The sequence below is a fragment of the Mesorhizobium metallidurans STM 2683 genome, from assembly GCF_000350085.1.
Lineage (GTDB): Bacteria > Pseudomonadota > Alphaproteobacteria > Rhizobiales > Rhizobiaceae > Mesorhizobium > Mesorhizobium metallidurans.
Map to the genome: position 1 here is coordinate 28,375 of NZ_CAUM01000111.1, position 26,093 is coordinate 54,467.

Annotated in this window: 29 protein-coding genes; 17 read left to right on the top strand and 12 right to left on the bottom strand. The window is 61.9% G+C overall.

What is annotated here, in order from left to right; translation table 11 throughout:
• Window positions 1–59: 59 nt before the first annotated feature.
• Window positions 60–1,865 carry an adenylate/guanylate cyclase domain-containing protein gene (locus tag MESS2_RS17990; RefSeq protein ID WP_008875818.1) on the bottom strand — a complete coding sequence of 602 codons (1,806 nt, stop codon included), beginning with the start codon at window positions 1,863–1,865 and terminating at the stop codon, window positions 60–62.
• Between the two features lie 419 nt (window positions 1,866–2,284).
• Here MESS2_RS17990 and MESS2_RS17995 point away from each other — a divergent pair, with 419 nt between their 5' ends.
• Window positions 2,285–2,539 (top strand): PepSY domain-containing protein, encoded by a 255-nt coding sequence (locus MESS2_RS17995; protein WP_008875820.1) that lies wholly within the window; start codon window positions 2,285–2,287, stop codon window positions 2,537–2,539.
• A gap of 120 nt (window positions 2,540–2,659) precedes the next feature.
• Complete coding sequence (locus MESS2_RS18000; protein ID WP_008875821.1) at window positions 2,660–3,130, top strand: hypothetical protein; 471 nt, start codon at window positions 2,660–2,662, stop codon at window positions 3,128–3,130.
• 105 nt (window positions 3,131–3,235) lie between these two features.
• On the opposite strand, the gene MESS2_RS18005 is transcribed toward MESS2_RS18000, so the two are convergent.
• Window positions 3,236–5,194: a L,D-transpeptidase family protein gene (locus tag MESS2_RS18005; protein ID WP_008875822.1), complete on the bottom strand. Its 1,959-nt coding sequence runs from the start codon at window positions 5,192–5,194 to the stop codon at window positions 3,236–3,238.
• A 346-nt stretch (window positions 5,195–5,540) separates the two neighbouring features.
• On the opposite strand from MESS2_RS18005, the gene MESS2_RS18010 reads away from it, so the two are divergent.
• Window positions 5,541–5,945: a rhodanese-like domain-containing protein gene (locus tag MESS2_RS18010; RefSeq protein ID WP_008875823.1), complete on the top strand. Its 405-nt coding sequence runs from the start codon at window positions 5,541–5,543 to the stop codon at window positions 5,943–5,945.
• Window positions 5,946–5,947: 2 nt separating this feature from the next.
• Here MESS2_RS18010 and MESS2_RS18015 read toward each other — a convergent pair whose 3' ends face one another.
• A complete protein-coding gene (locus MESS2_RS18015; RefSeq protein ID WP_008875824.1) occupies window positions 5,948–6,859 on the bottom strand; it encodes an alpha/beta hydrolase in 912 nt (303 codons plus the stop codon).
• A 47-nt stretch (window positions 6,860–6,906) separates the two neighbouring features.
• Between MESS2_RS18015 and MESS2_RS18020 the strand changes: the two genes are divergently transcribed.
• Window positions 6,907–7,359: a MarR family winged helix-turn-helix transcriptional regulator gene (locus MESS2_RS18020; RefSeq protein WP_008875825.1), complete on the top strand. Its 453-nt coding sequence runs from the start codon at window positions 6,907–6,909 to the stop codon at window positions 7,357–7,359.
• Window positions 7,360–7,383: 24 nt separating this feature from the next.
• On the opposite strand, the gene MESS2_RS18025 is transcribed toward MESS2_RS18020, so the two are convergent.
• Window positions 7,384–7,995 (bottom strand): pyridoxamine 5'-phosphate oxidase family protein, encoded by a 612-nt coding sequence (locus MESS2_RS18025; RefSeq protein ID WP_008875826.1) that lies wholly within the window; start codon window positions 7,993–7,995, stop codon window positions 7,384–7,386.
• Between the two features lie 81 nt (window positions 7,996–8,076).
• A complete protein-coding gene (locus MESS2_RS18030; protein ID WP_008875827.1) occupies window positions 8,077–8,430 on the bottom strand; it encodes a gamma-butyrobetaine hydroxylase family protein in 354 nt (117 codons plus the stop codon).
• A gap of 198 nt (window positions 8,431–8,628) precedes the next feature.
• Between MESS2_RS18030 and moaA the strand changes: the two genes are divergently transcribed.
• The 10 genes from moaA to MESS2_RS18080 all read left to right on the top strand — a co-directional run bounded on the left by moaA (window position 8,629) and on the right by MESS2_RS18080 (window position 16,683).
• A complete protein-coding gene (gene moaA, locus MESS2_RS18035) occupies window positions 8,629–9,624 on the top strand; it encodes a GTP 3',8-cyclase MoaA (RefSeq protein WP_008875829.1) in 996 nt (331 codons plus the stop codon).
• Between the two features lie 166 nt (window positions 9,625–9,790).
• On the top strand, window positions 9,791–10,147 hold the full coding sequence (locus MESS2_RS18040) for a hypothetical protein (protein ID WP_008875830.1): 357 nt from the start codon (window positions 9,791–9,793) through the stop codon (window positions 10,145–10,147).
• Between the two features lie 127 nt (window positions 10,148–10,274).
• Window positions 10,275–11,195, top strand: coding sequence for a DMT family transporter (locus MESS2_RS18045; RefSeq protein ID WP_008875831.1), 921 nt, complete (start codon window positions 10,275–10,277; stop codon window positions 11,193–11,195).
• Between the two features lie 51 nt (window positions 11,196–11,246).
• Window positions 11,247–11,879 (top strand): molybdenum cofactor guanylyltransferase MobA, encoded by a 633-nt coding sequence (mobA, locus tag MESS2_RS18050; protein ID WP_008875832.1) that lies wholly within the window; start codon window positions 11,247–11,249, stop codon window positions 11,877–11,879.
• Window positions 11,876–12,385: a molybdopterin-guanine dinucleotide biosynthesis protein B gene (gene mobB, locus MESS2_RS18055; protein WP_008875833.1), complete on the top strand. Its 510-nt coding sequence runs from the start codon at window positions 11,876–11,878 to the stop codon at window positions 12,383–12,385. Before mobA ends, mobB begins: the two co-directional genes overlap by 4 nt.
• 211 nt (window positions 12,386–12,596) lie before the next feature.
• Window positions 12,597–13,382 carry an ABC transporter substrate-binding protein gene (locus tag MESS2_RS18060; RefSeq protein WP_008875834.1) on the top strand — a complete coding sequence of 262 codons (786 nt, stop codon included), beginning with the start codon at window positions 12,597–12,599 and terminating at the stop codon, window positions 13,380–13,382.
• Window positions 13,383–13,463: 81 nt separating this feature from the next.
• Complete coding sequence (locus MESS2_RS18065) at window positions 13,464–14,183, top strand: ABC transporter permease (protein WP_008875835.1); 720 nt, start codon at window positions 13,464–13,466, stop codon at window positions 14,181–14,183.
• Complete coding sequence (locus MESS2_RS18070; protein ID WP_008875836.1) at window positions 14,180–15,001, top strand: ABC transporter permease; 822 nt, start codon at window positions 14,180–14,182, stop codon at window positions 14,999–15,001. The genes MESS2_RS18065 and MESS2_RS18070 overlap by 4 nt, the downstream gene beginning before the upstream one ends.
• A 96-nt stretch (window positions 15,002–15,097) precedes the next feature.
• Window positions 15,098–15,967, top strand: coding sequence for an NAD(P)-dependent oxidoreductase (locus MESS2_RS18075; protein WP_008875837.1), 870 nt, complete (start codon window positions 15,098–15,100; stop codon window positions 15,965–15,967).
• Window positions 15,968–15,978: 11 nt separating this feature from the next.
• Window positions 15,979–16,683 (top strand): DNA alkylation repair protein, encoded by a 705-nt coding sequence (locus tag MESS2_RS18080; protein ID WP_040593457.1) that lies wholly within the window; start codon window positions 15,979–15,981, stop codon window positions 16,681–16,683.
• Between the two features lie 145 nt (window positions 16,684–16,828).
• Here MESS2_RS18080 and MESS2_RS18085 read toward each other — a convergent pair whose 3' ends face one another.
• From MESS2_RS18085 to MESS2_RS18110, 5 genes are all read right to left on the bottom strand, one after another.
• Entirely contained in the window at window positions 16,829–18,184 is a 1,356-nt protein-coding gene (locus MESS2_RS18085) for a DUF7986 domain-containing protein (protein WP_008875840.1), read from the bottom strand.
• 444 nt (window positions 18,185–18,628) lie between these two features.
• Window positions 18,629–19,120 (bottom strand): Lrp/AsnC family transcriptional regulator, encoded by a 492-nt coding sequence (locus MESS2_RS18095; RefSeq protein ID WP_006333679.1) that lies wholly within the window; start codon window positions 19,118–19,120, stop codon window positions 18,629–18,631.
• A 189-nt stretch (window positions 19,121–19,309) separates the two neighbouring features.
• On the bottom strand, window positions 19,310–19,927 hold the full coding sequence (locus tag MESS2_RS18100) for a uracil-DNA glycosylase family protein (RefSeq protein ID WP_008875842.1): 618 nt from the start codon (window positions 19,925–19,927) through the stop codon (window positions 19,310–19,312).
• Between the two features lie 14 nt (window positions 19,928–19,941).
• A complete protein-coding gene (locus MESS2_RS18105) occupies window positions 19,942–20,553 on the bottom strand; it encodes a glutathione S-transferase (RefSeq protein WP_008875843.1) in 612 nt (203 codons plus the stop codon).
• A gap of 48 nt (window positions 20,554–20,601) precedes the next feature.
• Window positions 20,602–21,219, bottom strand: a complete 618-nt coding sequence (locus MESS2_RS18110; RefSeq protein WP_008875844.1) for a thermonuclease family protein — start codon at window positions 21,217–21,219, stop codon at window positions 20,602–20,604.
• A gap of 74 nt (window positions 21,220–21,293) precedes the next feature.
• Here MESS2_RS18110 and MESS2_RS18115 point away from each other — a divergent pair, with 74 nt between their 5' ends.
• Window positions 21,294–22,814: a sensor histidine kinase gene (locus MESS2_RS18115; protein ID WP_008875845.1), complete on the top strand. Its 1,521-nt coding sequence runs from the start codon at window positions 21,294–21,296 to the stop codon at window positions 22,812–22,814.
• Between the two features lie 102 nt (window positions 22,815–22,916).
• Here the strand turns inward: MESS2_RS18115 and MESS2_RS18120 are convergent, their stop codons facing one another.
• On the bottom strand, window positions 22,917–23,915 hold the full coding sequence (locus MESS2_RS18120) for a nicotinate-nucleotide--dimethylbenzimidazole phosphoribosyltransferase (RefSeq protein ID WP_008875846.1): 999 nt from the start codon (window positions 23,913–23,915) through the stop codon (window positions 22,917–22,919).
• A 185-nt stretch (window positions 23,916–24,100) separates the two neighbouring features.
• Between MESS2_RS18120 and MESS2_RS18125 the strand changes: the two genes are divergently transcribed.
• Together MESS2_RS18125 and MESS2_RS18130 are read left to right on the top strand one after the other, a co-directional pair.
• Window positions 24,101–24,334: a DUF1289 domain-containing protein gene (locus MESS2_RS18125; protein ID WP_008875847.1), complete on the top strand. Its 234-nt coding sequence runs from the start codon at window positions 24,101–24,103 to the stop codon at window positions 24,332–24,334.
• A gap of 7 nt (window positions 24,335–24,341) precedes the next feature.
• Window positions 24,342–25,046 carry a TIGR02281 family clan AA aspartic protease gene (locus tag MESS2_RS18130; protein WP_008875848.1) on the top strand — a complete coding sequence of 235 codons (705 nt, stop codon included), beginning with the start codon at window positions 24,342–24,344 and terminating at the stop codon, window positions 25,044–25,046.
• Between the two features lie 2 nt (window positions 25,047–25,048).
• Here the strand turns inward: MESS2_RS18130 and dusA are convergent, their stop codons facing one another.
• Window positions 25,049–26,047: a tRNA dihydrouridine(20/20a) synthase DusA gene (gene dusA / locus MESS2_RS18135; protein ID WP_040593475.1), complete on the bottom strand. Its 999-nt coding sequence runs from the start codon at window positions 26,045–26,047 to the stop codon at window positions 25,049–25,051.
• Window positions 26,048–26,093: the final 46 nt, after the last annotated feature.

The following is a 26,093-nucleotide window of genomic DNA, read 5'->3' on the forward strand; positions in this document are numbered from 1 at the left end:
GTTGCGATACCGGCTATCTCTGGCCTAGGTTCGCAGCGGTTGCGCGTATGTGAATTTCCTCACAGTTGTTGGTGTTCGCCCGCTTCGATCATGTTGCTGGCCATTTCGAAATTGCCGATGAGGAACTCATTCGCCGCCTTGTCGGCGAAAGGTATCCAGCGCACCCGTTGCTCCGAGAAATCCGGGTGCCTGGTTGCGAAAACGGCCATCTCCCGCCTGGCCTCTTCCTCGCGGCCGCCGCGCATCAAGGCGCCGATCTTCAGGAACCTGGCGTAGAAATACCCCGGCGACAGGTTGAGCGAGCGGTCAGCGGTGGCGATCACCGACGGCCAGTCTTCGACGAAGCTGTAGGCCGCCGCCAGTTCCCCCAGATTGTGGAACCGATAGAGGTCGAAGGGGCTCAGTCGTTCGGTATCGAGAAAGAACGGAATTGCGCCGGCGGCATCGCCGAGCAAGAGGCGGGCACTGCCCATGGCCGAGCGCGCGAAGGCAAAGCTCGGATTGATGTGGATCGCTTCCTCCAGGTGGTCGACCGCGGCCCGCGGCCTTCCCCGCATGATGTCGATGACGCCAAGATGTGCATGCGGGCGTGCATCCAGGCTGTCCATCAGCAGGGCCTTGCGCGCATATTGCTCGACCTTGTTCAGATCGTCATTGTCGCCGAAGCGCAGCCAGGCCCGCCAGAAATACCACCATGCCAGTTCGTTCAGAACGGCACTCGAATTGGGGTCCTCCCGGTGCGCCTTTTCGAAGAAGTCCAAGGCGATTTCAGTGTCGCCGCGCGTGCGCCGGTTCATGTGCCAGCGGCCGCGCCGCACCAATTGCCAGGTTTCCAGGCTTTCCCAGGGCACCTGGAAAGTGCGCACCTGCTCGGCCCGGTCGACCTCCTTGTCGAGGATCGAGACGATCTCCGCGCCGATCTGGTCGCGCAGACTGAAGATGTCGACCAGGTCGCGATCGAAGCGTTGAGACCACACCAATCGCCCGTTCGAGACGTCGGCAAGCGAGGTGTTCAGGCGGATCTGTCCGCCATTGCGCATCAGTGTGCCGCTGACGATGTAGCGCGCACCAAGGGCATTGCCGATCACCCGCGTCCCCAGAGTGTCATCGCGAAACTGGAAACTGGAGCTCTTGGCGATCACCGAGAGCCATCTGGTGTTCGAAAGGCCGTATATGATGTCTTCGGCGATGCCGTCCGCCATGTAGCCGACATCGCGCTCGCCACCAGCGCCCTGGAACGGCAGCACCGCGATCGCAGGCGGACCTTTGGGCGACTGCTTGTGCTGACCATTGACTGGAGGCATGGCCGCGACGAATGCCGAGGGCGAGGACCCGTTGCTGATGCGCCCTGCAATCAGAACGCGCACCGGCAGCGCGATGTTCTTCAGCATGAATTCGCCTAGATCGATGAACTCGGCCGCTGTCTTGTCCTTCACGTGGTGCCAGGTCGTTTCCGAAACGGCGAGACCATCGTGCGGCGCGAACTCCTGAATCCTGGCAGCGATGTTGACGTCGTCACCGTAGAGCCGATCTTCGCGAACGATGACGTCACCGGTGTTGATGCCGACGCGAAAGGGCATGCGCATGGCTTCGTCGACCGATGAATTGAGCGTGACGATGCGGCCCTGAAAATCGAACGCCGCGCGCAGTGCCTCGATAGGATTGCCGAATTCGGCCATGATGCTGTCGCCGGCATCGCCGAAGGTGCGGCCGCCAAAGGTGCTGCAACTGTCGGCGATGATGTCGCGCCTTTCCTCGAACGCGGCGACAGCCGATTCATCGTCAAGACCCATCAGCCGCGAGAATCCGACGGCATCTATGGAAATGATTGTTGCAAGCTGACGGGTATAGTTCCGTTCAGCCATGTCTGAGCCCCGGTCTTTTCTGGTCTGCGCCAGCGCAGGCGACTACCTGCCCCTGAACACTTCGCCGCTTTGCTGGAAGAAGATCCCCGGCAGGTGCAACGCGCCGATGTCGCCCCGTCTTGTCACGAACCCTAGCAGGGTCTTCGCAAAATCTCTACCACGATCAGCTAATAGACCGCAGGCAGCTGCATTGTCGATGCTTGGCTGCCCGGCTGTTCAGAAATTGTCGGTAGAGTCTTCGCCCCTACGCATTGAATCAAACGACTATCATCGATTCAGCACAGTCGTTCACGGCGCTTGGGACGGCCTCCGACGGAACGATACAAACAATGCTGGCATAACGGAACAGCTGCACTTTAGGAGGTGGAACAAACCTGCCTGGAAGCGAGTTTCTGGTTATCGAAGTGTGAGGGAAAGCCATGTCCAGACTTGCCTTGGCGACAGGTGTCGCCGTTCTCTTCCTCGTCGCATCGGCCTTTGCCGCCGACGGACCGTTGCCGCCGCCGAATGCCAAGAAGCTGTCAGAGATCATCGCCAAGGTCGAGCAGCGCAACGATTTTCGCTATGTGGAAGAGGTCGATTGGGACAGCGGCGCCTACACCGTCACCTACTACACGACCGACAAGGCGAAAGTCGAAATCACCTACGACCCGGTGACGGCCGAGCCGAAATAGATCCTGCCAACAGTCCGCATTCGAAGCATGCTCAGGCCAACCGGCTTTCTGCCTCCCCTTGCGTCCATGCGTCTTTGATGGCTGACTGCGGCGTTATCACTGCGCTGCACGGGGGTGGGCATGGCGAAGCACCTATTGAAACGCGTCCTGATGATGTTTGCCGGCTATTTTGTTGCGGTGCTGATCGGGCTGATCGCGGTGGTGGCCATCTACGCCGCGTTGAGCTCGCTGCCCAACGCGCCGGAGTATTTCGGTTTCATGGGGGTCACGCCGATCATGGCGCTGGTCGTGCCGCCGCTCGGCATGTTCGTCTATTTCCTGACGATCATACTGACCGGCCTGCAAACCCTGATCTTCGCGCTGATCGCCGAATTCTTTTCGCTGCGCAATTTCTGGCTGCACATGTTCTTCGGCGCCGCGGCCGCGATCGGCGGCTTCGCACTGGTCCGGCCGAGCGCGCCGGAGGATATGAGCCCCGAGCGCTGGGCCGATATCGGCATCATTGCCGGCGCCGGCCTCATCGCCGGCCTGATCTACTGGCTGATCGCCGGCCGCGAAGCCGGCTTCCGTCGCCCGTTCTATCAGCTTTAGAGCAATTCCAGGAAAAGTGTGAAACGGTTTCCATCCGGAATTGCGCAAAACAAAGAGATCGAGCGGTTCGGCGTTCCGTGAAACGATGAACCGCTCGAGTTGGGTTCAGCTTGCCGGTGAGCGCACCGCTTCCGTGCTGTCGATCGCCTGCTGCAGCCGCGTGTCGCGGTCGTAGATGTCGTTGAAATATTCGACATTGCCGGCCATATCGGGCCAGGCGGTGAAATAGGCGACATAGACCGGGATCGTGCGCGTCACATCCTCGGTCGAACGTCCGAGTTTCAACTTCTCGGCAATGTAGTCGACCGAGGTGCCGAGGACGGCGGCCGCCATACCGCGCGGATCCTGCAGACGCACGCAGCCATGGCTGAGCGCGCGCATGTCACGCTTGAAAAGCGACTTCTGCGGCGTGTCGTGCATGTAGATAGCGTGCTTATTGGGGAACAGGATCTTCAACTCGCCCAACGCATTGGCCTCGCTCGGCAGTTGACGCACGCTGTAAGGTATGTTTGCGCCATAAGCGCCCCAATTGACCGACGAGGAGGGAATACGCTTGCCGCGCGTATTGAACACCTCATAGCCGGCGCGGTCGAGATAGCCCGGATCGCGGCGCAGCTGGGGCAGCATTTCGTTGACGAGAATCGACTGCGGTACGCCCCAATAGGGGTGGAAGTCGACCTGCTTGATCTTGTCGTAGAAGAAAGCTGTCTGGTTCGTGGTCCTGCCGATGATGGCGCGGGTCTTCAGCTTCTCCTCGCCATTGTCGATATAGCTCGCCGTAAACGCCGGCTGGTTGATGAAGACGCGCGGACTGCCGAGATCGGAAGGCAGCCAGCGCAACTCTTCCAGTGCGACCTGCACTTTCTGGATCTTGTCGGCCTTCGAGGCTCCCGCCAATGCCGCGACGGTACGCGGCCCGATGACGCCGTCGCCCTTCATTCCGGCTTTCTTCTGCACCGCCTTGATGACCGGCACCAGCTCCGCAACATAGTCCTCGCTGGTGGCCAGCCTGGCCATGGTCTCGCCATAGGCGCCGCCCATCTCGTCGTCGAGATTGCGCGCGATCTTGGTCAGCAGCTTCGGCAGTTCGGGGCTGCTCTGTCCCGGATTGAGCAGCAATTTGGGATCGACGACGATTTCGTCTTCGGCGCTGGCCTGCAGCGATTCCAGTTCGACGCGCAACGCCTGGTACTCAGCGTTCTGCGGGTGGCGTGATCCGAGATAGGTGCGCACCTGCTGGGTATGCGCCAGCGTTTTGAGCACGCCCTCCATATCGAGCGGCTTGGCCGGGAAATCATAGTAGCCGGTCATGCGATTGGGATCGACACGGCCGCTCTGCGCGTCACGAACATAGCGCAGGACGCGTGCCGACAGCGCCATCTCGAAGCGGACAAGCTCCTTCAGCCGCGCCTCAGCGTCGCCCGTGGATGCGCTGGCTGCAGGCACGTCAACCGTATAGTCCGCGGGCGCAAGGCCGTAGCTCGCCGCCTCGCCCAGCACCCGCACCGCATCCTGGGCGCGGCTGTTGGCGCTGGTTCCGGTGACCCAGATGAAATCCGGGTTGGCTGAATAATAGGCAACGAGCGCCTTGGCGATGTCCTTCTCGGCGAAGAGTTCATAGCCGTCGAGTCCCGCAATCGCCTCGCGGAAGGCAGCATTGGTGGCGGATGACGGCTGGAAGGCGGCATCCTGCGGCTTTGGCGGCCCGGGCACTGCCGGCCCGGGCGTTGCCACCAGTGCCGCGAAGTCGACGCGCACCAGCGGATCGCTTTTATAGGTATAGTAGGACGGGCTGCTGATCTGGACGGCCGCGCCGCCACCTCCACCGCCGCTGCGTTTGCTGCCGCCATTGCGAGAAACAGCTGGCGCGTTTGGCTTCGCCTTGTACTTCGGCCTGTTTCTCGACGGTGGCGGGGGAAAGTCCCCTTGCGGCGCGCGCTTGATGCCGCCGCCGAAAAGCATCTCGAAAAGCCCTTGCCCGTTTGCCTGTGGTGCGCCGAAGGCCAGCATTGCCGCGGCCGCCGCGAGCGGTATCACGGTTGCCTTGTTTCCGAGGAATTTCATGGATCACCCGCTCCGGTTGCAACCGGTTCCCGTTCCGCCGCTCGACGGTCCCGCCCATCGTATGACGGATGTAAGGCGTGACTATACTGATTCACACCGATTTCGTTAAGCTTCCATAAATTTCAGCGGCGCTGTTGCAGAACAGTTTCACAACATCGTGACGTCAGGAGCGCGTTGGCCGCGCGCCGGTTGGAAACTGGCGCTGCCGGGGCGAGTATCAGGCGTTGGCGCCGCCGTTGATGGCGGCGTGGAAGGCGATGGCCAGCACCGACGCGGCGTGACAAAGGCCTGATGTTATGCTGCAAATCCAGACGGCCAGCAAACATGCGGTCGGGAGGGTGAGCCGGTGAAAAAAGGATATCGCGAGCTGCTCGACGAGGCGAATGCCGAAATCGAAGTGGTTTCACCGGAGGAAGCGGCCGGGCTGCTCGACGACGAAGGCACGATCTTCGTCGATCTGCGCGACCCGCGCGAGGTTGAGCGGGACGGCAGGATTCCAGGCGCCAAACATGTTACCCGCGGCATGCTGGAATTCTGGATCGACCCCGAAAGCCCCTATCACAAGCCGTTCTTTGCCTCGGGAAAGAGCTTTGTCTTCTTCTGTGCCGGCGGCTGGCGTTCGGCGCTCGCCACCAAGACGGCGCAGGACATGGGTCTGTCACCGGTGAAGCATATCCTTGGCGGCTTTACCGCATGGAAAGCTGCTGGGCTGCCGGTCGAAGCCGGCCGGAAAAAGCAACAAGAAACTTAGCCTCAGTGCAGCGAAACCGGGTCCCGGTGGCCGGCAATGAAGCCGATGGCGCGTTCGATCACGGCCTTGTCGGCGAGGATGCGACGGTGGCCGAGCCCGTCCGCCCAATGGAGCCGGACATGGTCGCCGGCGTCCGCGTAAAGCCTTGCATGATCGGCGGACACTTCGCGATCGTCCGGCGCATGGATGACCAGCGTCGGCACCGGCCTGCTGGCAAGCTGGCGGTCGCCGGTGAATTCGTGCAGCGGCCGGCCGGCGATGTGTTCGACCCTGTCGGCCATGGCGGCCTGCGAACGCGGGCCGACATTGAGCATGCGGCTGAAATCGGTGAATATCGCCGGCAAGGAACTCGGCGCCGCGATCAGCACCAGCCGCTCGGCCGCCAATGGTGGGATGTTCCTGACCGATCCGGCGACGGCATTGGCAGCGACGGCGCCGCCGAAGGAATGGCCGACAACCGCTGCGAACGGCCCGAACCATTCGCCGGCAAGCCGCGCTGCATCGACCGCGCTGACCAATGTCAGCCGGCGGCCCTGCGACTGGCCGTGGCCAGGCAGGTCGAGCGAAACGACCTTGTAACCGGCATCGCGATAGCCCTCGATCATCGCGCGCATATATTCGGTGCGTGAGCGCCAGCCATGGATGACAAGCACGGTGCCCTGAACCGCCCTGCCCGGCTCGGGCCGGAACTCATGCACCATGACGCAGCCCTTTGCGGTCTTCAGCCAATGGTGGCGGGCCTCGGCCATGAAAGCGGCGGCGCGATCGACGGCACGGCGCTCCCCATCGCTCAAAGCCCTGGCGTTCGGCGTGCGGCAGAACAGTTCGAACGCCGCGCGCCCGGTAAGGCGGGGAGCGACATGCTCGGCGGCGCCAAACACGCCCCGGATGACCTTCAGTCCAAATGATGCCATAGTGGCGATCCATCCATTCGTTCAAGCATGAACATAATAGTTCAAACATGAACATTAAGCAAGAGCTGCCCTGGGACAACCCGCGTTTTCGCAACTGGGTCGCGGTGGCGCGCGCCTGCCATGTGCTGGAGCGCACGCTGGCGGTGAAGCTCGTGCCGCTGGATCTGAAACCAGCGCAGCTCGATGTGCTGATGAACCTCTACCGCCACCCCGGCATGTCGCAGCACGATCTCGCCAGGCGGCTGCTGGTGGGGCGCTCCAACATCACCATGCTTTTGCCGCAGCTCGAGGCGCGTGGCCTGCTGCGCCGCGAAGGCGACGACAAGGACAAGCGGGTGCTGCGGCTGACCTTGACCGCGGCCGGCGAGGCCCTGCTGATGCAGGCGCTGAAGGTCCACATGGCGCTGATCGAGAAGGCGATGAGCCAATCGACGCCGGAGCAATGCGACATGATCGGCGAGCAGATGCGCAAGGTTGCCGAGGTGCTGAAGGAAGCATGACGGCGCCTGCTTTACCGCATCGTCTTACCACATCGACTTCTTCGCCCGTTCCGGCCATTCCTTGTCATAGGCCTCGCCGTCGATGTTCTTGCGGCTGGTGACCTCCAGGATTTTTCCCGGTGTCGGCAGCGATTTTGGATCGACATGTTTTGCCGGGTTCCACAGCTCAGATCGGACAATGGCGCGGGCGCACTGGAAATAAACCGAATCGACATCGACAACCGTGACCGAGCGCGCCGGCTTGCCTTCGACGGTGAAGGAGGCGCAAAGCGCGGTGTCGGTGGTGATGGTGGCCCGGCCGTTGACGCGCAGCGTGGTACCGGAACCCGGCACCAGGAACAGCAGCCCGACGCGAGGATCGCGGATGATGTTTTTCAGCGAATCGGCACGGTTGTTGCCGCGCCGGTCCGGCATCATCAGGGTTTTCGGGTCATGGATGCGCACGAAGCCGGCAAGATCGCCGCGCGGCGAGCAGTCCAGCCCTTCCGGCCCGCTGGTCGCCAGCGCAACGAAGGGCGAGGCCTCGATGAAGGCGGCGTATTCGGGAATGACATGGTCGAGTTCCTTGACCACCGACGCTTCGCCGGGCAGGCCATAGAGGGCTTCGAGCTGTTCGACCGTGTTTATGACGGACATTTTTCGTCTCCGAACCTTTGCCGGCGCTACCTGATATCCGTGACGTTTTGACGACAGTACTGGATGACACTGCCAGTGGTGCTAGCGATCGCGGCTCAGTCCCTTCTCCTGCAGTTCGGCGAGATAGGCGGCCCAGCGCGCCTCCTTCTCATGGCCCAGCGTATGCAGGTAATTCCAGGTAAAGATGCCGGTGTCGTGGAAATCGTCGAAGGTGATGCGGACGGCGTAGTTGCCGACCGGCTCGATCTTGAGGATCGCGACGTTGCGCTTACCGGGAACTGTCACGCGCTGTTCGGGCGAATGGCCCTGCACTTCGGCCGACGGCGAGGCAACACGCAGAAGCTCCGCCGGCAGTTCGAACGGCTGATGGTCGGGGAAGGTCACGGTCAGCAGCCTGCGGTCCTTTGAGACCCTGAGTTCCTTCGGCGCCGTCATGGTGATAGATCCCGCATCGATGTGCCCTTCCCTACGCCGCTTGGCGCAACGGGAAAAGGTCGCTTCGAAACTTCCGACACGATCTGTCGGCGACGGGATGTTACCAAAGATCGAGACGATCTATCTTGAATGGCAGGCTGGATCGTATCACATAGCCAGATATAACGAAGCCGTTCGCGGCCACGGGAAGCGCATAGTATGGACATGATCGATCCTTTCGGTCGCACGATCAGCTATCTCAGGGTGTCGGTCACCGACCGCTGCGATTTCCGCTGCACCTATTGCATGGCCGAGGACATGACGTTCCTTCCCAAGAAGGATCTTCTGTCGCTCGAGGAACTCGATCGGCTGTGCACGGTCTTCATCGAAAAAGGTGTCAGGAAACTGCGTCTGACCGGCGGCGAGCCGCTGGTGCGCAAGAACATCATGCATCTGGTGCGCCAGCTTTCGCGTCACCTCGAGAGCGGTGCGCTGGAAGAATTGACGCTCACCACCAACGGCTCGCAGCTTTCGCGCTTTGCCGCAGAGCTCGCCGGTTGCGGGGTCAAGCGCATCAACGTCTCGCTGGACACGCTCGACGCCGACAAATTCCGCCAGATCACCCGTTGGGGTCATCTCGACAAGGTCATGCAAGGTATCGACGCGGCGCAGGCGGCCGGCTTGAAAGTAAAGCTCAACGCGGTGGCGCTGAAGGATTTCAACGACACCGAGCTGCCCGACATGCTGCGCTGGGCGCATGGCCGCGGCATGGAATTGACGGTCATCGAGACCATGCCGATGGGTGAGATCGACGCCGATCGCACCGACCAGTATCTGCCGCTGTCGCTGCTGCGCGCTTCGCTGGAGCGGCAGTTCACGCTGACCGACATTCCCTTCAAGACCGGCGGTCCGGCCCGTTACGTCCACGTCGCCGAGACCGGCGGGCGGCTCGGCTTCATCACGCCGATGACGCATAATTTCTGCGAAAGCTGCAACCGCGTCCGGCTGACCTGCACCGGCACGCTCTATATGTGCCTGGGCCAGGAGGATGCCGCCGACCTGCGCGCACCGTTGCGCGCGTCCGAAGGCAACGAATTGGTCGCCGACGCCATCGATGAAGCCATCGGCCGCAAACCGAAGGGCCATGATTTCATCATCGACCGGCGCACCAACCGTCCATCGGTGTCGCGGCATATGAGCGTCACCGGCGGCTGATCGGTTGACTGCCGCCGCGCGATCGGCAGGTTGCCCTCAAAAGGCAGTGAGCCTCTGGGGACACCCAGAAAAAGTCCTATCCGCAAGCAGTTGCTGATTTACCGCTCAGGCGTTCCGGCCTAGCTTCCCCTCCGGAGCAGATCTTCGCTCCATGGGGGAATACATTATGCGCAAACTCACTCTTTCTCTGGCATTGCTTGGCCTCGCGTCCGTATCGGCGGCGGCCCAATCGATCGGCGGCACCTATACCGTCGCCGGCACCAATTTCGACGGATCGACCTATGGCGGCGAGGCAACCGTCACGCTGACCAGCGAGACGACCTGCACGATCCATTGGGAAACTGGCGGCTCGTCCTCTGACGGCATCTGCATGCGAAACGACGATGCCTTCTCGGCCGGCTACGTCATGGGCAAGGCGGTTGGTCTTGTCGTCTACAAGGTGCAGGAAGACGGTTCGTTGCACGGTCTGTGGACGATTGCCGGCAAGGATGGCAACGGCACCGAGGTGCTGACGCCGAAATAACTCGGCCGTACTTTGCGGACGGATGATCTGGGCCACAGCGAAAAACCGTGGCCCAGACCTTTGGCGTTGCTGTTTTGTGATCGGCTGCTACAGGCTTGATCCAAAGCATAAACCGGAAACGCCGCCCTTGCCTCTTTCGCCAAATCTTCGCGGCGCGCTGTTCATGGTGGTGGCCATGATCGGCTTCACCCTCAACGACGCCATCACCAAGGTTTCGTCGGAAACGATGAACATGGCGCAGGTCATGCTCATCCGGGGCGCCTTCTCGTTGCTCTTCGTCGGCCTGCTTGCCTGGCAGCGCGGTGCGCTCGCCAATCTCTCTTCGATGCTGCAGCCGATGGTGGCGGTGCGCGTCGCCGGCGAAGCCGGCGCCACCGTGGCCTTCCTTGTCGCGCTGGCCCATCTGCCGATCGCCAATGTCTCGGCTGTGCTGCAGGCGCTGCCGCTGGCCGTGACGATGGGCGCAGCGCTGGTGTTTAATGAAGGCGTCGGCTGGCGGCGATGGCTGGCCATCGCTGTCGGTTTTGCCGGCGTGCTGATCATCGTGCGGCCCGGCTTTGAAGGCTTCAGTCTCTATTCGCTGCTGGCGCTGGCGAGCGTCGCCTGCTGTGCGGTGCGCGACCTCGCCACCAAGCGCATTCCCCAGGCCATTCCGACCCTGCTTGTCTCGACCGCCACGGCGCTGGCGATGACGGTGCTGGGTGCGGCGCTGCTTTCGCCAATGGGCGGCTGGACGCCGATGACGGCGGAAAGCACGGCGCTGCTGGCGCTTGCCGCGGTGCTCGTAGTCATCGGTTATCAGTTCATCATCATGGCGATGCGGGTGGGCGACATCTCCTTCATAGCACCGTTCCGCTATACCGCCCTGCTCTGGTCGATCCTGCTGGGCCTCGTCATCTTCGGCGACGTCCCCGACCTGCCGATGACCGTAGGCGCCACTATCATCGTCGGCTCCGGCCTCTATGCGCTTTACCGCGAACGGGTCGTCGGCCGGCAAAAACCTGCCGCCGAAAACGCTGGACCCGACATGGCGCCGGACGGCATATAGGCCCAATCGTTGAAGACCGTTCGATTGCAACGGATATTTAGGCAGCAGACGATGGGCCGAGACATTGCAGGGATCATTCTGGCCGGCGGCCAGTCGCGGCGAATGGGCGGCGGTGACAAGAGCCTGCTCGCGCTTGGCGAGGAGAGCCTGTTGGACCATGTCGTTTCGCGCTTTGCGCCACAGGTCGGACCGCTGGCGCTCAGCGCCAACGGCGATCCGGCACGGTTTGCCGGGATTGGACTTCCAGTGCTTGCCGATGTGGTGGAAGGCTTTGCCGGGCCGCTTGCCGGCATACTGACCGGGCTCGAATGGGCCGCCGCCAACACGGCCTGCGAAGCACTCGCCACGGTTGCCGGCGACACGCCCTTCCTGCCGCAGGATCTGGTCGAACGGCTGGTTGCGGCAGCCGGGGAACGTGCGGGCGTGATCGCCGTTGCCAGTTCGGGCGGCAAACAGCATCCGACGTTCGCGCTCTGGCCTGTAGGGGCGCGCGAGGCTCTGCGGCGTTTTCTGGTCGACGAGGACATCAGGCGGGTTTCCGCCTTCATCGACCGGCATGGCTTTGTCGAGGTGGAGTTTTCGCTGCTGAAATCCGGCGGGCACCAGATCGACCCGTTCTTCAACATCAATACACCGGACGATCTTGCGGTGGCCGAGCGTCTGTTGCAGAGCATTAAGCCATGATGAGACACGTCTTCGGCATCACCGGCTGGAAGAATTCCGGCAAGACCACACTGACCGAAAAGCTGGTCGCCGAACTTGCCCGGCGCGGCTGGAAAGTCTCAACGGTCAAGCACGCCCATCACGATTTCGACATCGACACGCCGGGGACCGACAGCTTTCGCCACAGGCACGCCGGGGCTACTGAAGTCGCCATCGTTTCGGACAGGCGCTGGGCGCTGATGCACGAATTGCGCGGTGAGGACGAACCAAAGCTGGACGAAATCCTGTCGCGGCTGGCGCCATCCGACATCGTGCTGGTCGAAGGCTACAAGCGCGAGATGCACAATAAGATCGAGACGCGGCGTCTGGAGGCCAGGGACAGGACACCGCTTTCGACGGGCGATCCGCATATCGTCGCCGTCGCGGCCGACTTTGCAGTCTCCGGCGAAAGCCTGCCGGTCTTTGATCTCGACGACACGAAATCGATTGCCGACTTCGTCGAGCGCACCACAGGTTTGACGCGCTGACGGCACGCCGGAAGACCACTCGGTCGCCGCTTTCCCTTCCCCCGCGCCTGCCCCAGCGTCAGCATTTTCCGGGAATACAAATCCCGCAAGCGACGGTTTTGCAGTTGCTTTTTCTTGGAAAATATTGGGAGTATTGCGCCAGCGGGCGGTCAAAAGCACCGCCCACAGAGCCGTTAGGGACGACGGCCGGGACCATAAAGAGAGGACTATCATGCGTATTGCACTGCGTATAGCGCTCGCCGCATCGGCGGCGCTGCTGACGCTTGGCGTTGCCCAGGCTCAGGAAAAAACCTTGAGAATCGGCACTGAAGGCGCCTACCCCCCGTTCAACAACCTTACCGCCGACGGCCAACTCGTAGGCTTCGACATCGACATCGCCAAGGCGCTCTGCGACGAGATGAAGGTGAAGTGCACCTTCGTCGCCCAGGACTGGGACGGCATCATCCCGGCACTCCAGGCCGGCAAGTTCGACGCCATCGTCGCCTCGATGTCGATCACGCCGGAACGAGCCGAGAAGGTCGACTTCACCCACAAATACTACAACACTCCGTCGGCGCTCGCCGCACCGAAAGACACCACGCTGAAGGGCGTGACCAAGGAGGATCTGGCGGGCAAGACCGTCGGCGTTGCCACCACGACAACGCACTTCAACTATGCGTCGAAAACCTACACGGACAGCACCATCAAGGGCTATCCGAGCAGCCCAGAGGAGCAGGCCGATCTCGCCAATGGCCGTCTTGACGCCATTCAAGACGACATCGTCGTGCTGAGCCAATGGCTCGACACGCCGGACGGCGCCTGCTGCAAGATTCTCGGCACGCCGAACCCGCAGCCGGTCGAAATCTTCGGACCGGGCGCCGGCATCGCCGTGCGCAAGGGCGAGACCGACCTGGTCAACCAGTTCAATGCCGCCATCGGCGCCATCCGCGCCAATGGAAAATACAAGGAAATCAACGACAAATACTTCAAGTTCGACGTCTACGGCGGCGAATCCTGACAAACGCGGTCACGACGGCGGGGATGCCCCGCCGTCGTCCATTCTCGTTTTGGGAACCGTCGCGGAGATTAAGACCGATCCATGCCGAGCCAGAGCATATGGACGCTTCTCAGTTGGGGACCGGATGGCTGGCTTGACGACATCGCTTCTGGTGCGATGGTCACCGTCGCGCTTGCGCTGGCCACGCTGCCCATCGGCCTGACGATTGGCTTCTTCATAGCGCTGGGCAAGCAATCAGAAGAACCTTCGTTACGCCTCGCCGCCAACGTCTACACGACAATCTTCCGCGGCTTGCCGGAACTGGTGACGCTTTTCCTGTTCTTCTTCGGCATGCCGATTCTGCTGCAGCATCTCATCAGATATTTCCGGCCCGAAGCGACCATCGACGTCAACGGCTTCGTCGCCGGCATGATCGTGCTTGCCCTGATCTTCTCATCCTATGCCAGCGAGGTTTTTCTTTCCGCTTTCCGCGCGATACCAAAGGGCCAGTATGAGGGCAGCTACGCACTTGGCCTTTCGAGCTGGCAAACGATGCGCAAGGTGATCTTGCCGCAGTTGCTTCGCATCGCCTTTCCCGGCCTCGAAAACTGCTGGCTCGCTTTGCTCAAGGACACATCGCTCGTGTCGATCGTCGGCCTTGCCGAAACGCTGCGCAACGCCGGTGTGGCTGCCCGCGTCACCAAACATTCGTTTCTGTTCTACAGCGTCGCGGCGCTGGTCTTTCTTGTCCTGGCCGTCCTGTCGTCTTTCGCCACCAATGCCATTTTGCGCTCGCTGGGAAAGCGGGAGGCGCAACGATGAGCGTCACAGCCGCAATCGTCGAACGGCCGCCGCCGCAGGCGCGGGGCTGGCCGCGCAGCCGCATCATCGGCTACGCGCTCGTTGGCCTGTGGATCGCTTTCGGTCTGGGCATCGTTGCCTATTTGATCTTTGCCTGGAACGCCGAATTCTTCGCCAAATATGCACCGGCCTATCTGAAAGGGCTGGGAGTCACACTATCGCTGGTCGCCATATCGATGGTGCTCGGTGCCATTCTGTCGGTGCCGGTCGCCTATGGCCGCATGTCGAACAACCCTATCCTTTCCGGCCTGGCCTATTGTTATGTCTACTTCTTCCGTGGCACGCCGCTGCTGGTCCAGACCTTTCTCGTCTATTACGGCTTGGGGTCGTTCAGACCAGAGCTCCAGACAGTCGGGCTGTGGTGGTTCTTCCGCGAAGCGTTCTATTGCGGTGTCTTCGCCTTTGCGCTCAATACGGCCGCTTACCAGGCGGAAATCCTGCGCGGCGCCATCGAGAGCGTTCCGAGGGGCCAGTGGGAAGGCGCTGCCTCGCTTGGGCTGCACAAATTGCAGACGCTGCGCAAAATCATCCTGCCGCAGGCGCTGATCGTCGCCTTGCGGCCCTATGGCAACGAACTCATCCTGATGATCAAAGCCTCGGCAATTGTCGCCATCATCACGGTCTACGACCTGATGGGCCAGGCCAAGCTTGCCTTTGCCAACTCCTTTGACATCCAGGCCTATATCTGGGTCGCCATCGTCTATCTGGTGATGGTCGAGATATTGCGTCACGGGGTCGAGTGGATCGAACGCCGGATCACCATTCATCTGAAACGTTGACGCGATCGGACGCACCCACCCAGAAATCGATTCCGATTCTGGAGACCATGCGCTAGAGCTTCCGCAGCGAATTCTGTTTCTGTGGAAGGTAAGCCTATGGCATCGGTGGCATTTCTCGGTCTTGGCGTCATGGGCTATCCGATGGCCGGGCATCTCAAGAACAAGGGCGGTCACGACGTCACCGTCTACAACCGCACCAGGGCAAAGGCCGAGCAATGGGTCGGTCAGCAAGGCGGCAACCTGGCCGCGACGCCGGCCGAGGCGGCCGACGGCAAGGATTTTGTCTTTTCCTGCGTTGGCAATGACGACGATCTGCGCTCGGTGACGATCGGCGCCGGCGGCGCCTTCCAGTCGATGAGGAAGGGAGCCATCTTCGTCGACAACACCACGGCATCGGCTGAAGTCGCGCGCGAACTGGCGGAAAAGGCGCAAGCTAGCGGCTTTTCGTTCCTCGACGCGCCGGTTTCCGGCGGCCAGACTGGCGCCGAGAATGGTGTGCTGACGGTGATGGTTGGCGGCGAACGACAGGCATTCGACAAAGCGAAGCCCGTCATCGACGGCTATGCCCGCATGGTCGGGCTGATGGGACCGGCTGGCGCCGGCCAGCTCACCAAGATGATCAACCAGATCTGCATCGCCGGTCTCGTCCAGGGATTGGCCGAGGGCATCCATTTCGGCAAGAAGGCCGGGCTCGACGTCGAAAAAGTCATCGAGGTGATCTCCAAGGGCGCCGCCGGCTCGTGGCAGATGGAGAACCGGCACAAGACGATGAATGCCGGCAAATACGATTTCGGCTTCGCCGTCGACTGGATGCGCAAGGATCTCGGCATCTGCCTGACGGAGGCCGATCGCAACGGCGCCAAGCTGCCGGTGACCGCACTTGTCGACCAGTTCTACAAGGATGTGCAGGCGATGGGCGGCAGGCGTTGGGATACGTCCTCGTTGCTGGCGCGACTGGAAAAATAGGTTTTGCGGCAATGGCCCTGCCCGATCCAGGTTGGACCGCGGACGAGATCGTCGCGCATCTCAGGACAATCGGCACGGCGGAGAACCGCGCCGGCATGGCACGTTTCGGCATCAACACGGCAACGGCGCTCGGTGTTGGCAATTCCGAACTGCGGCCGCTCGCACGCAAGCTGAAGCAGAACCACGAGCGCTCGCTGATGCTATGGGAGACCGGCGTTCGCGAAGCGCGGCTGCTGGCGGCCTTCACCGGCGAGCCGAAGAAAATAACCATCGAGCAATGCCGGTGCTGGGCCGGCGATTTCGATTCCTGGGAAATCGTCGACACCGTCTCGGATCTGTTCGCGGGCACACCGTTCTGGCGTGAGTTGATAGGGGAATTCGCTGCCGACGAGCGCGAATTCGTCCGCCGCACCGCCTTTGCCATGCTGGCCTGGGCAGCGGTGCATCTGAAGGAGGAGCCGGACGCGACGTTCGTCTCCCTCCTGCCTTTGATCGAGGTTCACTCAGACGATCCACGCAACTTCGTCAGAAAGGCGGTCAACTGGGCGCTGCGGCAGATCGGCAAGCGGTCTCCAGCCTTGCACGCCCCTGCCCTTGTGCTCGCGCAAAGACTGGCCGCTTCCGCGGACAAGACCGCGCGCTGGATCGGCAAGGATGCGGTGAAGGAACTTTCCGATGCCAAGACGCTTGAACGGCTCTCCGCCAGAAAAGCTTGACCCTCGCGAGATCGGTTTTAGGGAGGTAACGCCATCGACGCGCGCCGATTTCGAGACCCTGTTCGAGCAGCCGGGCGGGCCGAAATACTGCTGGTGCATGGCCTGGCGACATTCATGTGATGCGGCTTGATAGGGTGCCAACGTGCTACTGGCGTAGGTCGTGAACATCAAGTTCCTTCCACATCCACTCAAAACTGTAAGTAGCCATGGGATGAGTGGGGTCTGGCTGCCTCGCGGTCTGGTTTTCCAGATATTTGAGCCACTCGGCGAGCTTTTGCCGGCCAGTCGGGATCTTGGCGGCCTGACGCGGTGTTTTGTTCCCCAACATTCCGACCGGCTGATCGAGAGTGTCCTTGTAATGTCGATCCAGGTATTCGTGAATGACCTGTTCAGCGAGTTCCGGCGGTATCTGCGATGAAGGCGTCTTGCCATCCTTGGCTGGCCGTTCGGTCATCATTTGCTGCACGGTACGGATTTCTGTGAGGGGTGTCCGGACCAGATCGCCGGCGGCTTGCCGGATCAGGGCCGTTCCCTTTTTCGCCCGCGCAGCGGAATTGGCGGACAGACACAGGAAGCCGCCTTTCAACTCGACATTGCCCAGCACGCGCAAACCGTCGTCCATTATGGTGTCCAGAGAAAATATGCCCGCCTCTTTGGGTCCGTCCTTGCCTTGCGGCATGTATTCCAGCCAGTTCCAGAACCGTGCATTTTCCCGCGACATGCCCGCTATGCCGTTCAACCGGGCGGCGATGTCCTTTTGCGTCACGCCGGATGCCAAGGGAAAGCGGACATCATGAAATATGAAGTCGTCGCCTTCAGCATTTTGGAGCACCTGCATGTCCATCGCCTTGCCAAGGGCGTCGCACATCCATGCAAGCGTGAACATGGACGCCATCGCCCGCAGCTCTTCATCCTTAATGGCGGGCAGCTTTCTTGCATTCTTTTTGCCGAACACGCCCCGCAAGCCCTCGAACAAGATTTCGGTGGCCTCTCGGGTGAAGGGAAGAACACCTCCGGCAAGAATATTCTTGCCGAGGACAGGCACGATCCTTGCCGCGATTTTGTCCCACTGCTTCAACGTCCTGGTGGCGGTACCCTCCCTGACGGTGATCAGTTCGCCGCCGCGCAGAAGATCGCGCGCCATAAGCGATTGTCCCGGAACGACGTCGCTTACCTCATACAAGCTCATGGTGGAGGTACGCAGCCCCCTCATATAGGCTCTCGATTGTGCGTTTTCCTTCCAGCCCCTGCGCTTGAGATACTCATCGACGATGTTGCTGGGTTCGCCCTCGAAATCCTGGGTCAGGAAATCCTCGAAGGCGCAACCCCAAAGGGTCATCGCTCTGTCGGCACCAAGGATTTCGGCGAGGTCTTCGAATTCCATGTCCCCGTCGGCGAGAATCGGGTTGAAATGATCGTCGAACACTTCTGCGAAACATTCGCTCCATTCGTCTCGACCGAGGAATTTCATCAGCCCGTTGAGATCATGGCTGGTCGGCATTGAATTTCTCCAGGCTCTGGCGATATTCGAAGATACGGTTGCTCTCTCGCATCGCTTGGTAGGGTTTATTCTGCGCTGCTGGGGAGACTGGGCAAGATTTTTTTGGCGATTTCCCAGCATTTCTTCGGGTCGCGTTGCCGCTTGGCACCGCTCCGTTCTTCAGTGCGGCTGGAAGGCTCAAGGGCGGTTTGGCCCCACCATGAACTTACGTCTCAGATCAGGGCGGCGCTGACAATGGCGCTGTGCCTTTCCTGCCTAGCCGATGCCTCGGCCGAGACAGCGCACATATTCTGGAAGGATCTGCGCCCCGCCTCTCAGGCCGCCGCCGAAAGCGTCGGATTGCCGATGATCGCGGCGAAAAATGCCCGATCATGGCGAGACGCTGTCGATCGCGATGGCAATCTGGAGTTTCCTTAACAAAAAGAAGAACTAAGAGACCGGCGCTCAAGCAGCGTTGGCGCCCGATTCCTTATCAAGCACCATATAGTCCAGCGGCATTTCAGTCGTGTATTTGATCTGCTCCATGGCAAAGGACGACGACACGTCGCGGATTTCGATCTTGGCGATCAGCCGCTTGTAGAAGGCGTCATAGGCGGCGATGTCGGGCACCACCACGCGCAAGAGATAGTCGACGTCGCCGCTCATGCGGTAGAACTCGACCACCTCGGGGAATTCCTGGATGACCTCCGAAAAGCGCCGCAGCCATTCATGGCTATGCGAATTGGTACGAATCGACACGAAGACGGTGACGCGCACATTGACCTTCTCGTGGTCGAGGATGGCGACGCGCCGCTTGATGACGCCTTCCTCCTCGAGCTTCTGGATGCGCCGCCAGCACGGCGTCGTCGAGAGCCCGACTTTCTTGGCGACATCGGCGACCGCGAGCGTCGCGTCCTCCTGCAGGAGGCGGAGAATTTTTCTGTCAAGGCGGTCCATCGGGTGCTCCCCTGGTGCCTGTCGCCGGGATAACGACAGGCACAAACAAGAATTCAAAGCGCGTCGAATGCTCCCTTCAACGCGACGCGCTTCGGGGAATAGATTGGCTATACTCCCTCTTATTTTGGCCTTTCACAAGAAAGAAATTCTGCCAAAAGGCATAAAAGCGAGTGATTTCTTGCTTACACCTCAGCCGAGGCGATAGCGGATTTCCGACCGCAGAAATGGCAGCAAATCCATTTCAAACCAGGGGTTCTTCTTCAGCCAGCCGGTGTTGCGCCATGAGGGGTGCGGCAGCGGCAGTACTTTCGGGTTGCCGGGCGCTTCCCAGATCGCCCGCCAGTCCATCACCGTTTCCGTCAGCGAAGGACGCCGTGCAACAGCCATATGCCAGGATTGCGCATAGATGCCGATCGTCAGCACGAGGTCGATCCGTGGCATCCGTGCCATCAATGGCGCGCGCCATGCCGGTGCGCATTCACGGCGCGGCGGCAGGTCGCCGCCCTTGGCATCCTGGCCGGGAAAGCAGAAGCCCATCGGCACGATGGCGAATCTCGAAGTGTCATAGAACTCTTCGCTGCTGACACCGAGCCAGTTCCGCAGCCGATCGCCGGAGGCGTCGGTGAACGGCATGCCCGATATATGCACCTTGGTGCCCGGCGCTTGGCTGGCGATCAGGATGCGGGCGCTCGACGAGGGTCTCAGCACCGGGCGCGGCTCGTGCGGCAGCGGGCGGCCAATGGGGCTTTCGACGCAGATGCGGCAGGCGCGTACCCTCGTGGTGAAGCGGTCGAGTTCTTCGCTCATTCCCGGCTTCATTCTCAGGCGGCGGCGCTAGGCCGGCCCGAGATCGCCTGATACCAGCGCTGCACGTTGGCACAGTCTTCCGGCACCTTGATGCGCGCCGGCTTCATGAAGTCGATGGCGATTAGCCCGGTGATGTCGGCGATCGAATAGGCTTCGCCGGCGACAAATTCCCGTTGCGCCAGTTCACCATCGAGCAGCCTCAGGAACTCAAGGGCTTTCGGCTTGTTGGCCTCGCCCCATTCGGGGATTTGCGGGATTTCCCATTCCTTCATCGCAGGGTGGATGTGCCGAAACGCAGCGGCGACGCAAACGAGCAGGTTGAGCTCCATGCGCCTTTGCCACATCTCGACCTTGGCCTTGCCAAGCGCGCCGCGTCCGAACAACGCCGGCTCCGGATGCAGTTCCTCGAAATAGCGGCAGATGGCGCCGGATTCGGTGATGATCGTGCCGTCGTCGAGTTCGAGCACCGGCAGCCGCTGAAGCGGGTTGCGCGAGCTGACCGGCTGCTGCCTGTGCTCCAGTGCGCCCATGTCGACGGGCACCAGCGGCACCTCCAGCCCTTTCTCTGCGAGGAAAACGCGAACCCGCCTTGGGTTGGGGGCGCGGCCGCCGTCAAAGAGCTTCATTCCATTCTCCCGGTCTTCTGGCTCGTTGCGACGACTATAGGGTCGTGATCACCAGAAACGAAAAATTTCTCGCAAGGCATCGCCGATCGAAGCCAGGGTGCCGTGCTTTCTTTCGACTACTTTTCGATCGTGGCTCTCGCGCCAATCATGCGGCTCGTCGAAAGTGCCGGCCCAGATGCCGGCCTTGCCGCTGCGTGCGGCAGCCTCCTCGATCTCGAAATCGCCGTAGGCGATCGCCCAGCCGGCCTCGACCTGGGCGCGATTGAGATCCTTGCCGCCGGCCTTGCAATCGCCGAGCAGCCTTCCGTAGCGGTCGCGCTGCCAGCCGGTGCAGGAGACGGGTTTGCCTGATATCAGCCGCACCAGCGACTGCCGCGCCAGCTTGCCGCAAGGATAGTCGGCACCGTCCCTGCGGCAGATTTGCGAATATTCCGGCGCATCGATGCCGCGCATGCGGATGCGCTCCGTACCGAGCGTGATCGTATCGCCGTCATTGACGACCGCTGCCCCTTCCGTCTTGCGCGTCTCGATCCGGTCAAGGCGCGCGGCCAGGAGGATCAGCAGGCCAAGGGCAATGACGGTCAGCGCGTAGTCGACCAGCCTGCGCCACAGGCTTCGCGGCCGCGGCGGAGCGTACCGCGGTCTTCGCGACCACGAACGGCTCATATGGCAAACCGTTGGTTAATCATTCGAACGTAGCTTAACAATTTGAAACCGCTGGCCGCAAAATTGAAGTCTCCATGCCCTTGCAACGCTCGACCACAGCGGACAAGTTTATTGTGGACCGCAGGAAACGCCATCGCAACAGCGATGTCGCGCGCGCGGTGCGCAAGACGCGCGACCGTCTTTCGCAGCAGGCGGGCAATCCCGATTTCGATCGCGAGCTTCTGAAACTCCACGCCCGTTCGATGATCGGCAGCGCGATCGTCGTTCCGCTTCTCGTTCTGGCGGTCGCCGCGGCCGGTCTGTTTGCCGGGATGGGCAAGGAGATCGGCGTCTGGGCACTCTTCATGCTCATCTGCTACGCCATCGTTGCATTCATGGCCGGGCGCGTCGACCGCACGGAAGCAGCCGAAGTCAACCCGCTGCAAACGCGCAGGGATTTCCTGATCGGCCATTTCCTTTGCGGTCTCGGCTGGACCTGGTTCGCCTGGCTCGGTTGCGACGTCTGCCGGCTCGACCAGTTCCATCTGGTCAAGGCGGTCGTGCTGCTGCTCGCCATGGCGGCGACGGCGATCACGGCCTCGTCGCTGCGCGGCGCGCTGCTGGCGACCTTCGCCATTCCGGTGGCGGTTTATGCCTATGCCGGTGCAAGGCTGTGGACGCCGGTCGAACTGATCATGGCCGGCTTGCTGATCGTCTCGCTGCCCTTCTTCGCTTATGTGGCGCGCCATCTCAATCGCGCGTCCCTGATGCTGCTGTCTTTCCGCTCCGAAAAGGATGCGCTTGTCGCCGAGGTGGAGACGGCGAAGTCGATGTCGGACGAAGCGCGGCGGCGGGCGGAAGACGCCAATCTGGCAAAATCGCGGTTTCTGGCATCGATGAGCCATGAGCTCAGGACGCCGCTCAATGCCATTCTCGGTTTTTCCGAGGTGATGTCGAACGAGGTGCTCGGACCGATGAGCAATCCCACCTATCGCGACTACGCTCGCGACGTCCATGAATCCGGCCAGCATCTGCTCGACCTGATCAACGAAATCCTCGACCTGTCGCGCATCGAAGCTGGCCGCTACCAGCTCAACGAGGAGCCGATGATGCTGCTTTCCGTCGTCGAGGATTGCTGCCACATGATGGAGCTGAAGGCGCGCAACAAGGATATCCGCATCGTCCAGGATTTCGAAAGCGCCCTGCCGCGCCTGCTCGCCGACGAGCGCGCGGTGAGGCAGATCGCGCTCAACCTCTTGTCCAACGCCATCAAGTTTACCGCGACCGGCGGCGAGATCCGCGTGCGCGTCGGCTGGACGGCTGGCGGTGGGCAATACCTCTCCGTTAGGGACAATGGCCCTGGCATACCGGAAGACGAGATTCCGGTCGTGTTGTCCGCCTTCGGCCAGGGCTCGATCGCCATCAAGAGCGCCGAACAGGGCACCGGGCTTGGCCTTCCGATCGTGCAGGGCCTGCTCGCCATGCATGGCGGCGAATTCGAACTCCATTCCAAACTGCGCGAAGGTACCGAGGCGATCGCCATCTTCCCGCTGAGCCGGGTGATGGAGGAATTGCCGGCGCTGCCGACCAAGGCGGTTGCCGCACGCCGGCGTTGAGGGCTACTGCATCGGCCGGAAAATCGGATCGATTTTCCGGCCGATGCAGCAAATTTAAAGTGTTAGAGCGTCCTTTGTGCGTCCAATTGGACGCACGGCGCTCTAAACGCGAACTGCCGCCGCCATGCCCGAGCTGGTGAGGGCCGCCGCCTTGACCAGGCCCGCGGCAAGTGCGGCCCCTGCCCCCTCGTCGTGGCTCATGCCCAGATTGAGGAGCGGACGAAGGCCGAGCCGCTCGGCAGCCCTTATATATGCAGGCTCCGGCGACAGGCCGGCAAGAAGGCAATGCTCCAGCGCGGCAGGGTTGGCGGCATGAAGCACGGCGGCCGCCGCGATCGCCGCAACGCCATCGAGCAGCACCGGGATCTTCTGCATCCGGGCGGCGAGGATGGCCCCAGTGATGGCCGCGAACTCGCGCCCGCCGACCCGGCGCAATGCTTCCAGTGGATCCCTGAGGCTTCTGCCGTGGAAGGCGATCGCGGCATCGACCGCTTCCGCCTTGCGCGCCTGCATCATAGCATCGGCGCCCGATCCGGGTCCGACCCAGTCGGCGCCCTTGCCGCCAAACAGCGCCGCAAACAGAGCCGCGGCAATGGTCGAATTGCCGACGCCGAGATCGCCAAGGCAAAGCAGATCGGTGCCGCCGGCGATCGCTTCCATGCCGAAGGCCATGGTGGCAGCACAACCGCGCTCGTCAAGCGCTGCCTCCTCGGTTATGTCGGCGGTCGGAATGTGCAGCGCAAGATCGAACACTTTCAACCCGAGATCATTGGCGATGCAGATCTGGTTGACTGCCGCACCGCCCGCCGCGCAAAGCTCGACCGCGTTTGCCGTTGCGGCGACGGGACGTGGCGAAATGCCGTGGCGGGTGACGCCGTGATTGCCGGCGAAGATCGCCACCAACGGCCGTGTCACCGCCGGCGGCGCCCGCCCGCTCCAGGCGGCGAGCCACGCGGCAATGTCCTCGATGCGACCGAGCGAATTCCTGGGCTTGTCGGCCTTGGCAAACAGTGCGCGTACTTTGGTCTCGGCCGCCGCGTCGGCCGGCGGCAAGGCAGCCAGAAGGTTGCGAAAATCGTCGAAGGGCAGCGCGCTGGTCATTTCGTTGAGGATCTTCCCCTAGGTTTGACGAGCGGCATAGCCGCGTTGCGCGACCGGCACAACCTTTCGGCCGATGCCGCGAAAGCGCTTGCCCGCGGCGCATTCCGGAGGGCTTGCATTGGCCTTGCCGTTACACCATGTGGAGCAGGACAAGGGATTCCTGACGGAACCTCCAAGAGAACATCATGACGGCCATAGAATCCCCGTGCATCCTGGTCTGCTCGATCGATATGAAAACCGGCTTCTGCTTCGGTTGCGGCCGCACGCGCGAAGAAATCGGCGCCTGGATCGACATGACGCCGCAAACACGCCGAAGCGTGATGGCCGAGTTGCCGGCCCGGCTGGAAGCGGTCGAACGCAGGCCGCGTCGGGAAACGCGCCGCACCCGCCTCTCTCGCGAACGCGACGCTCTATCGTGAGCCATCCATGAACCGACTTTTCTGGACCTTGATGATCGTGATCGGGGTGGGCGTGGCCCTGCTTGTGTTCAACGATTCCGCCGGCAGCACGTTCGGCGTCGAGAACAACGATTTCGGCCGGCTGATCTGGCTTGGCGCATTGGTCGCGCTTATCGGCGCCGGCCTGCTCAGATCCGGCAGACCCTTGGGCACCATGGCGCGCAGCCTCGTCACCTGGGGCGTCATCGTGCTGGCGCTGATCGCCGGCTATCAGTATCGCTACGAATTGCAGGATTTCGCCAGCCGGGTCACCGCCGGGCTCGTTCCCGGCAGTCCGCTGGCGCTGGGTGTGGAGGACGGCCACGCAACGGTCACCCTGGACAAGGCCGACAACGGCCATTTCGAAGCGCGCATCATGATCAATGGCGCGCCGGTTCGGGCAGTGGTCGACACCGGCGCGACCAGCACCGTGCTGACAGCGGAAGACGCGCAGGCGGCTGGCTTCAATCCAGCAACTCTCAATTTTACGATCCCGGTCTCGACCGCCAATGGCATGGCGCGCGCCGCAGGCGTGAGAACCGATGAATTGGCGATCGGCGGCATCATTCGCAAGGACATGCCGGTCATGATCGCCGCACCCGGCATGCTGAGCCAGAGCCTGCTCGGCATGAATTTCATCGGATCGCTGTCGGGCTTCGACGTGCGCGGCGATCGCATGATTTTGCGCGACTAAACTCAGGCGGCTTCCGCGTCCGCTCCAGAAAAATCGATCGCGGCGAAGGCGGTTTTCAGCACGTCCGGTCCTGCGCCGGGCCGTGTCGCGTCGGTGGACAGGATTTGCCGGTAGCGGCGTGCGCCAGGCAGGCCGTGGAACAGGCCGACCATGTGACGGGTGACATGGCCAAGCCGGCCACCCCGCTCGATGTGGCGCGTCGCGTAAGCCGCCATGGTACCGATCAGCGCGGCGAAGTCGAATGCTTCGGATTTGCCGCCGTAGCATGCGGCGTCGACGTCCGCCAGGATGCCCGGCGTGTGATAGGCGGCGCGGCCGAGCATGGCCCCGTCGACATGATCAATGTGCTTAAGGGCCTCTTCGAGCGATTGAATGCCGCCATTGATGCCGATGAATTCATTCGGCTTTCTTGTCTTCAGGCGATAGACCCTGCCATAATCGAGCGGCGGGATGTCACGGTTTTCCCTTGGGCTCAGCCCCTCCAGCCAAGCCTTGCGGGCATGCACCCACAATGCGTCGGCGCCGGCCGAAAAAACGCCGTCCGCCAGCGCATCGAGCGCCGGTTCCGTATCCTGTTCGTCGACGCCGATGCGGCATTTGACTGTGACGGGGATTTTCACGGCGGCCTTCATCGCCGCAACGCAATCGGCGACAAGAACCGGCGTCTTCATCAGGCAGGCGCCAAAAGTCCCGGACTGGACACGGTCTGACGGGCAGCCGACATTGAGGTTGATCTCGTCATAGCCGAAGGCTTCGCCTACGCACGCCGCCTCGGCAAGCTTGCTCGGATCGGAGCCGCCAAGCTGCAACGCGACCGGATGTTCCGCGTCGTCGAAGCCAAGCAGCCGCTCGCGCGCGCCCTGGATGATCGCGTCGGCCACCACCATCTCGGTGTAGAGCAGCGCCTGGCGCGTCAATTGACGATGGAAGAACCGGCAATGCCGGTCGGTCCAATCCATCATGGGCGCGATCGCTAGTCTATGTAGCTGATATTCCGTCATTTTCTGCATCTTCGCTACGGTATGCTGGGTCGCGCTGTCGAGCGGA

Bases quoted from the DNA above. Each gene is read 5' to 3' on its own strand.
- MESS2_RS18130 (WP_008875848.1), top strand. From the start codon at position 24,342: ATGAACCGACTTTTCTGGACCTTGATGATCGTGATCGGGGTGGGCGTG.
- MESS2_RS18015 (WP_008875824.1), bottom strand. From the start codon at position 6,859: ATGGCATCATTTGGACTGAAGGTCATCCGGGGCGTGTTTGGCGCCGCC.
- MESS2_RS18100 (WP_008875842.1), bottom strand. From the start codon at position 19,927: ATGAGCGAAGAACTCGACCGCTTCACCACGAGGGTACGCGCCTGCCGC.
- mobA (WP_008875832.1), top strand. From the start codon at position 11,247: ATGGGCCGAGACATTGCAGGGATCATTCTGGCCGGCGGCCAGTCGCGG.
- MESS2_RS18085 (WP_008875840.1), bottom strand. From the start codon at position 18,184: ATGCCGACCAGCCATGATCTCAACGGGCTGATGAAATTCCTCGGTCGA.
- MESS2_RS18080 (WP_040593457.1), top strand. From the start codon at position 15,979: ATGGCCCTGCCCGATCCAGGTTGGACCGCGGACGAGATCGTCGCGCAT.
- MESS2_RS18125 (WP_008875847.1), top strand. From the start codon at position 24,101: ATGACGGCCATAGAATCCCCGTGCATCCTGGTCTGCTCGATCGATATG.
- MESS2_RS18115 (WP_008875845.1), top strand. From the start codon at position 21,294: ATGCCCTTGCAACGCTCGACCACAGCGGACAAGTTTATTGTGGACCGC.
- MESS2_RS18040 (WP_008875830.1), top strand. From the start codon at position 9,791: ATGCGCAAACTCACTCTTTCTCTGGCATTGCTTGGCCTCGCGTCCGTA.
- MESS2_RS18110 (WP_008875844.1), bottom strand. From the start codon at position 21,219: ATGAGCCGTTCGTGGTCGCGAAGACCGCGGTACGCTCCGCCGCGGCCG.
- MESS2_RS18000 (WP_008875821.1), top strand. From the start codon at position 2,660: ATGGCGAAGCACCTATTGAAACGCGTCCTGATGATGTTTGCCGGCTAT.
- mobB (WP_008875833.1), top strand. From the start codon at position 11,876: ATGATGAGACACGTCTTCGGCATCACCGGCTGGAAGAATTCCGGCAAG.
- MESS2_RS18020 (WP_008875825.1), top strand. From the start codon at position 6,907: ATGAACATTAAGCAAGAGCTGCCCTGGGACAACCCGCGTTTTCGCAAC.
- moaA (WP_008875829.1), top strand. From the start codon at position 8,629: ATGGACATGATCGATCCTTTCGGTCGCACGATCAGCTATCTCAGGGTG.
- MESS2_RS17995 (WP_008875820.1), top strand. From the start codon at position 2,285: ATGTCCAGACTTGCCTTGGCGACAGGTGTCGCCGTTCTCTTCCTCGTC.
- MESS2_RS18025 (WP_008875826.1), bottom strand. From the start codon at position 7,995: ATGTCCGTCATAAACACGGTCGAACAGCTCGAAGCCCTCTATGGCCTG.
- MESS2_RS18075 (WP_008875837.1), top strand. From the start codon at position 15,098: ATGGCATCGGTGGCATTTCTCGGTCTTGGCGTCATGGGCTATCCGATG.
- MESS2_RS18065 (WP_008875835.1), top strand. From the start codon at position 13,464: ATGCCGAGCCAGAGCATATGGACGCTTCTCAGTTGGGGACCGGATGGC.
- MESS2_RS18120 (WP_008875846.1), bottom strand. From the start codon at position 23,915: ATGACCAGCGCGCTGCCCTTCGACGATTTTCGCAACCTTCTGGCTGCC.
- MESS2_RS17990 (WP_008875818.1), bottom strand. From the start codon at position 1,865: ATGGCTGAACGGAACTATACCCGTCAGCTTGCAACAATCATTTCCATA.
- MESS2_RS18095 (WP_006333679.1), bottom strand. From the start codon at position 19,120: ATGGACCGCCTTGACAGAAAAATTCTCCGCCTCCTGCAGGAGGACGCG.
- MESS2_RS18005 (WP_008875822.1), bottom strand. From the start codon at position 5,194: ATGAAATTCCTCGGAAACAAGGCAACCGTGATACCGCTCGCGGCGGCC.
- MESS2_RS18030 (WP_008875827.1), bottom strand. From the start codon at position 8,430: ATGACGGCGCCGAAGGAACTCAGGGTCTCAAAGGACCGCAGGCTGCTG.
- MESS2_RS18070 (WP_008875836.1), top strand. From the start codon at position 14,180: ATGAGCGTCACAGCCGCAATCGTCGAACGGCCGCCGCCGCAGGCGCGG.
- MESS2_RS18060 (WP_008875834.1), top strand. From the start codon at position 12,597: ATGCGTATTGCACTGCGTATAGCGCTCGCCGCATCGGCGGCGCTGCTG.
- dusA (WP_040593475.1), bottom strand. From the start codon at position 26,047: ATGACGGAATATCAGCTACATAGACTAGCGATCGCGCCCATGATGGAT.
- MESS2_RS18105 (WP_008875843.1), bottom strand. From the start codon at position 20,553: ATGAAGCTCTTTGACGGCGGCCGCGCCCCCAACCCAAGGCGGGTTCGC.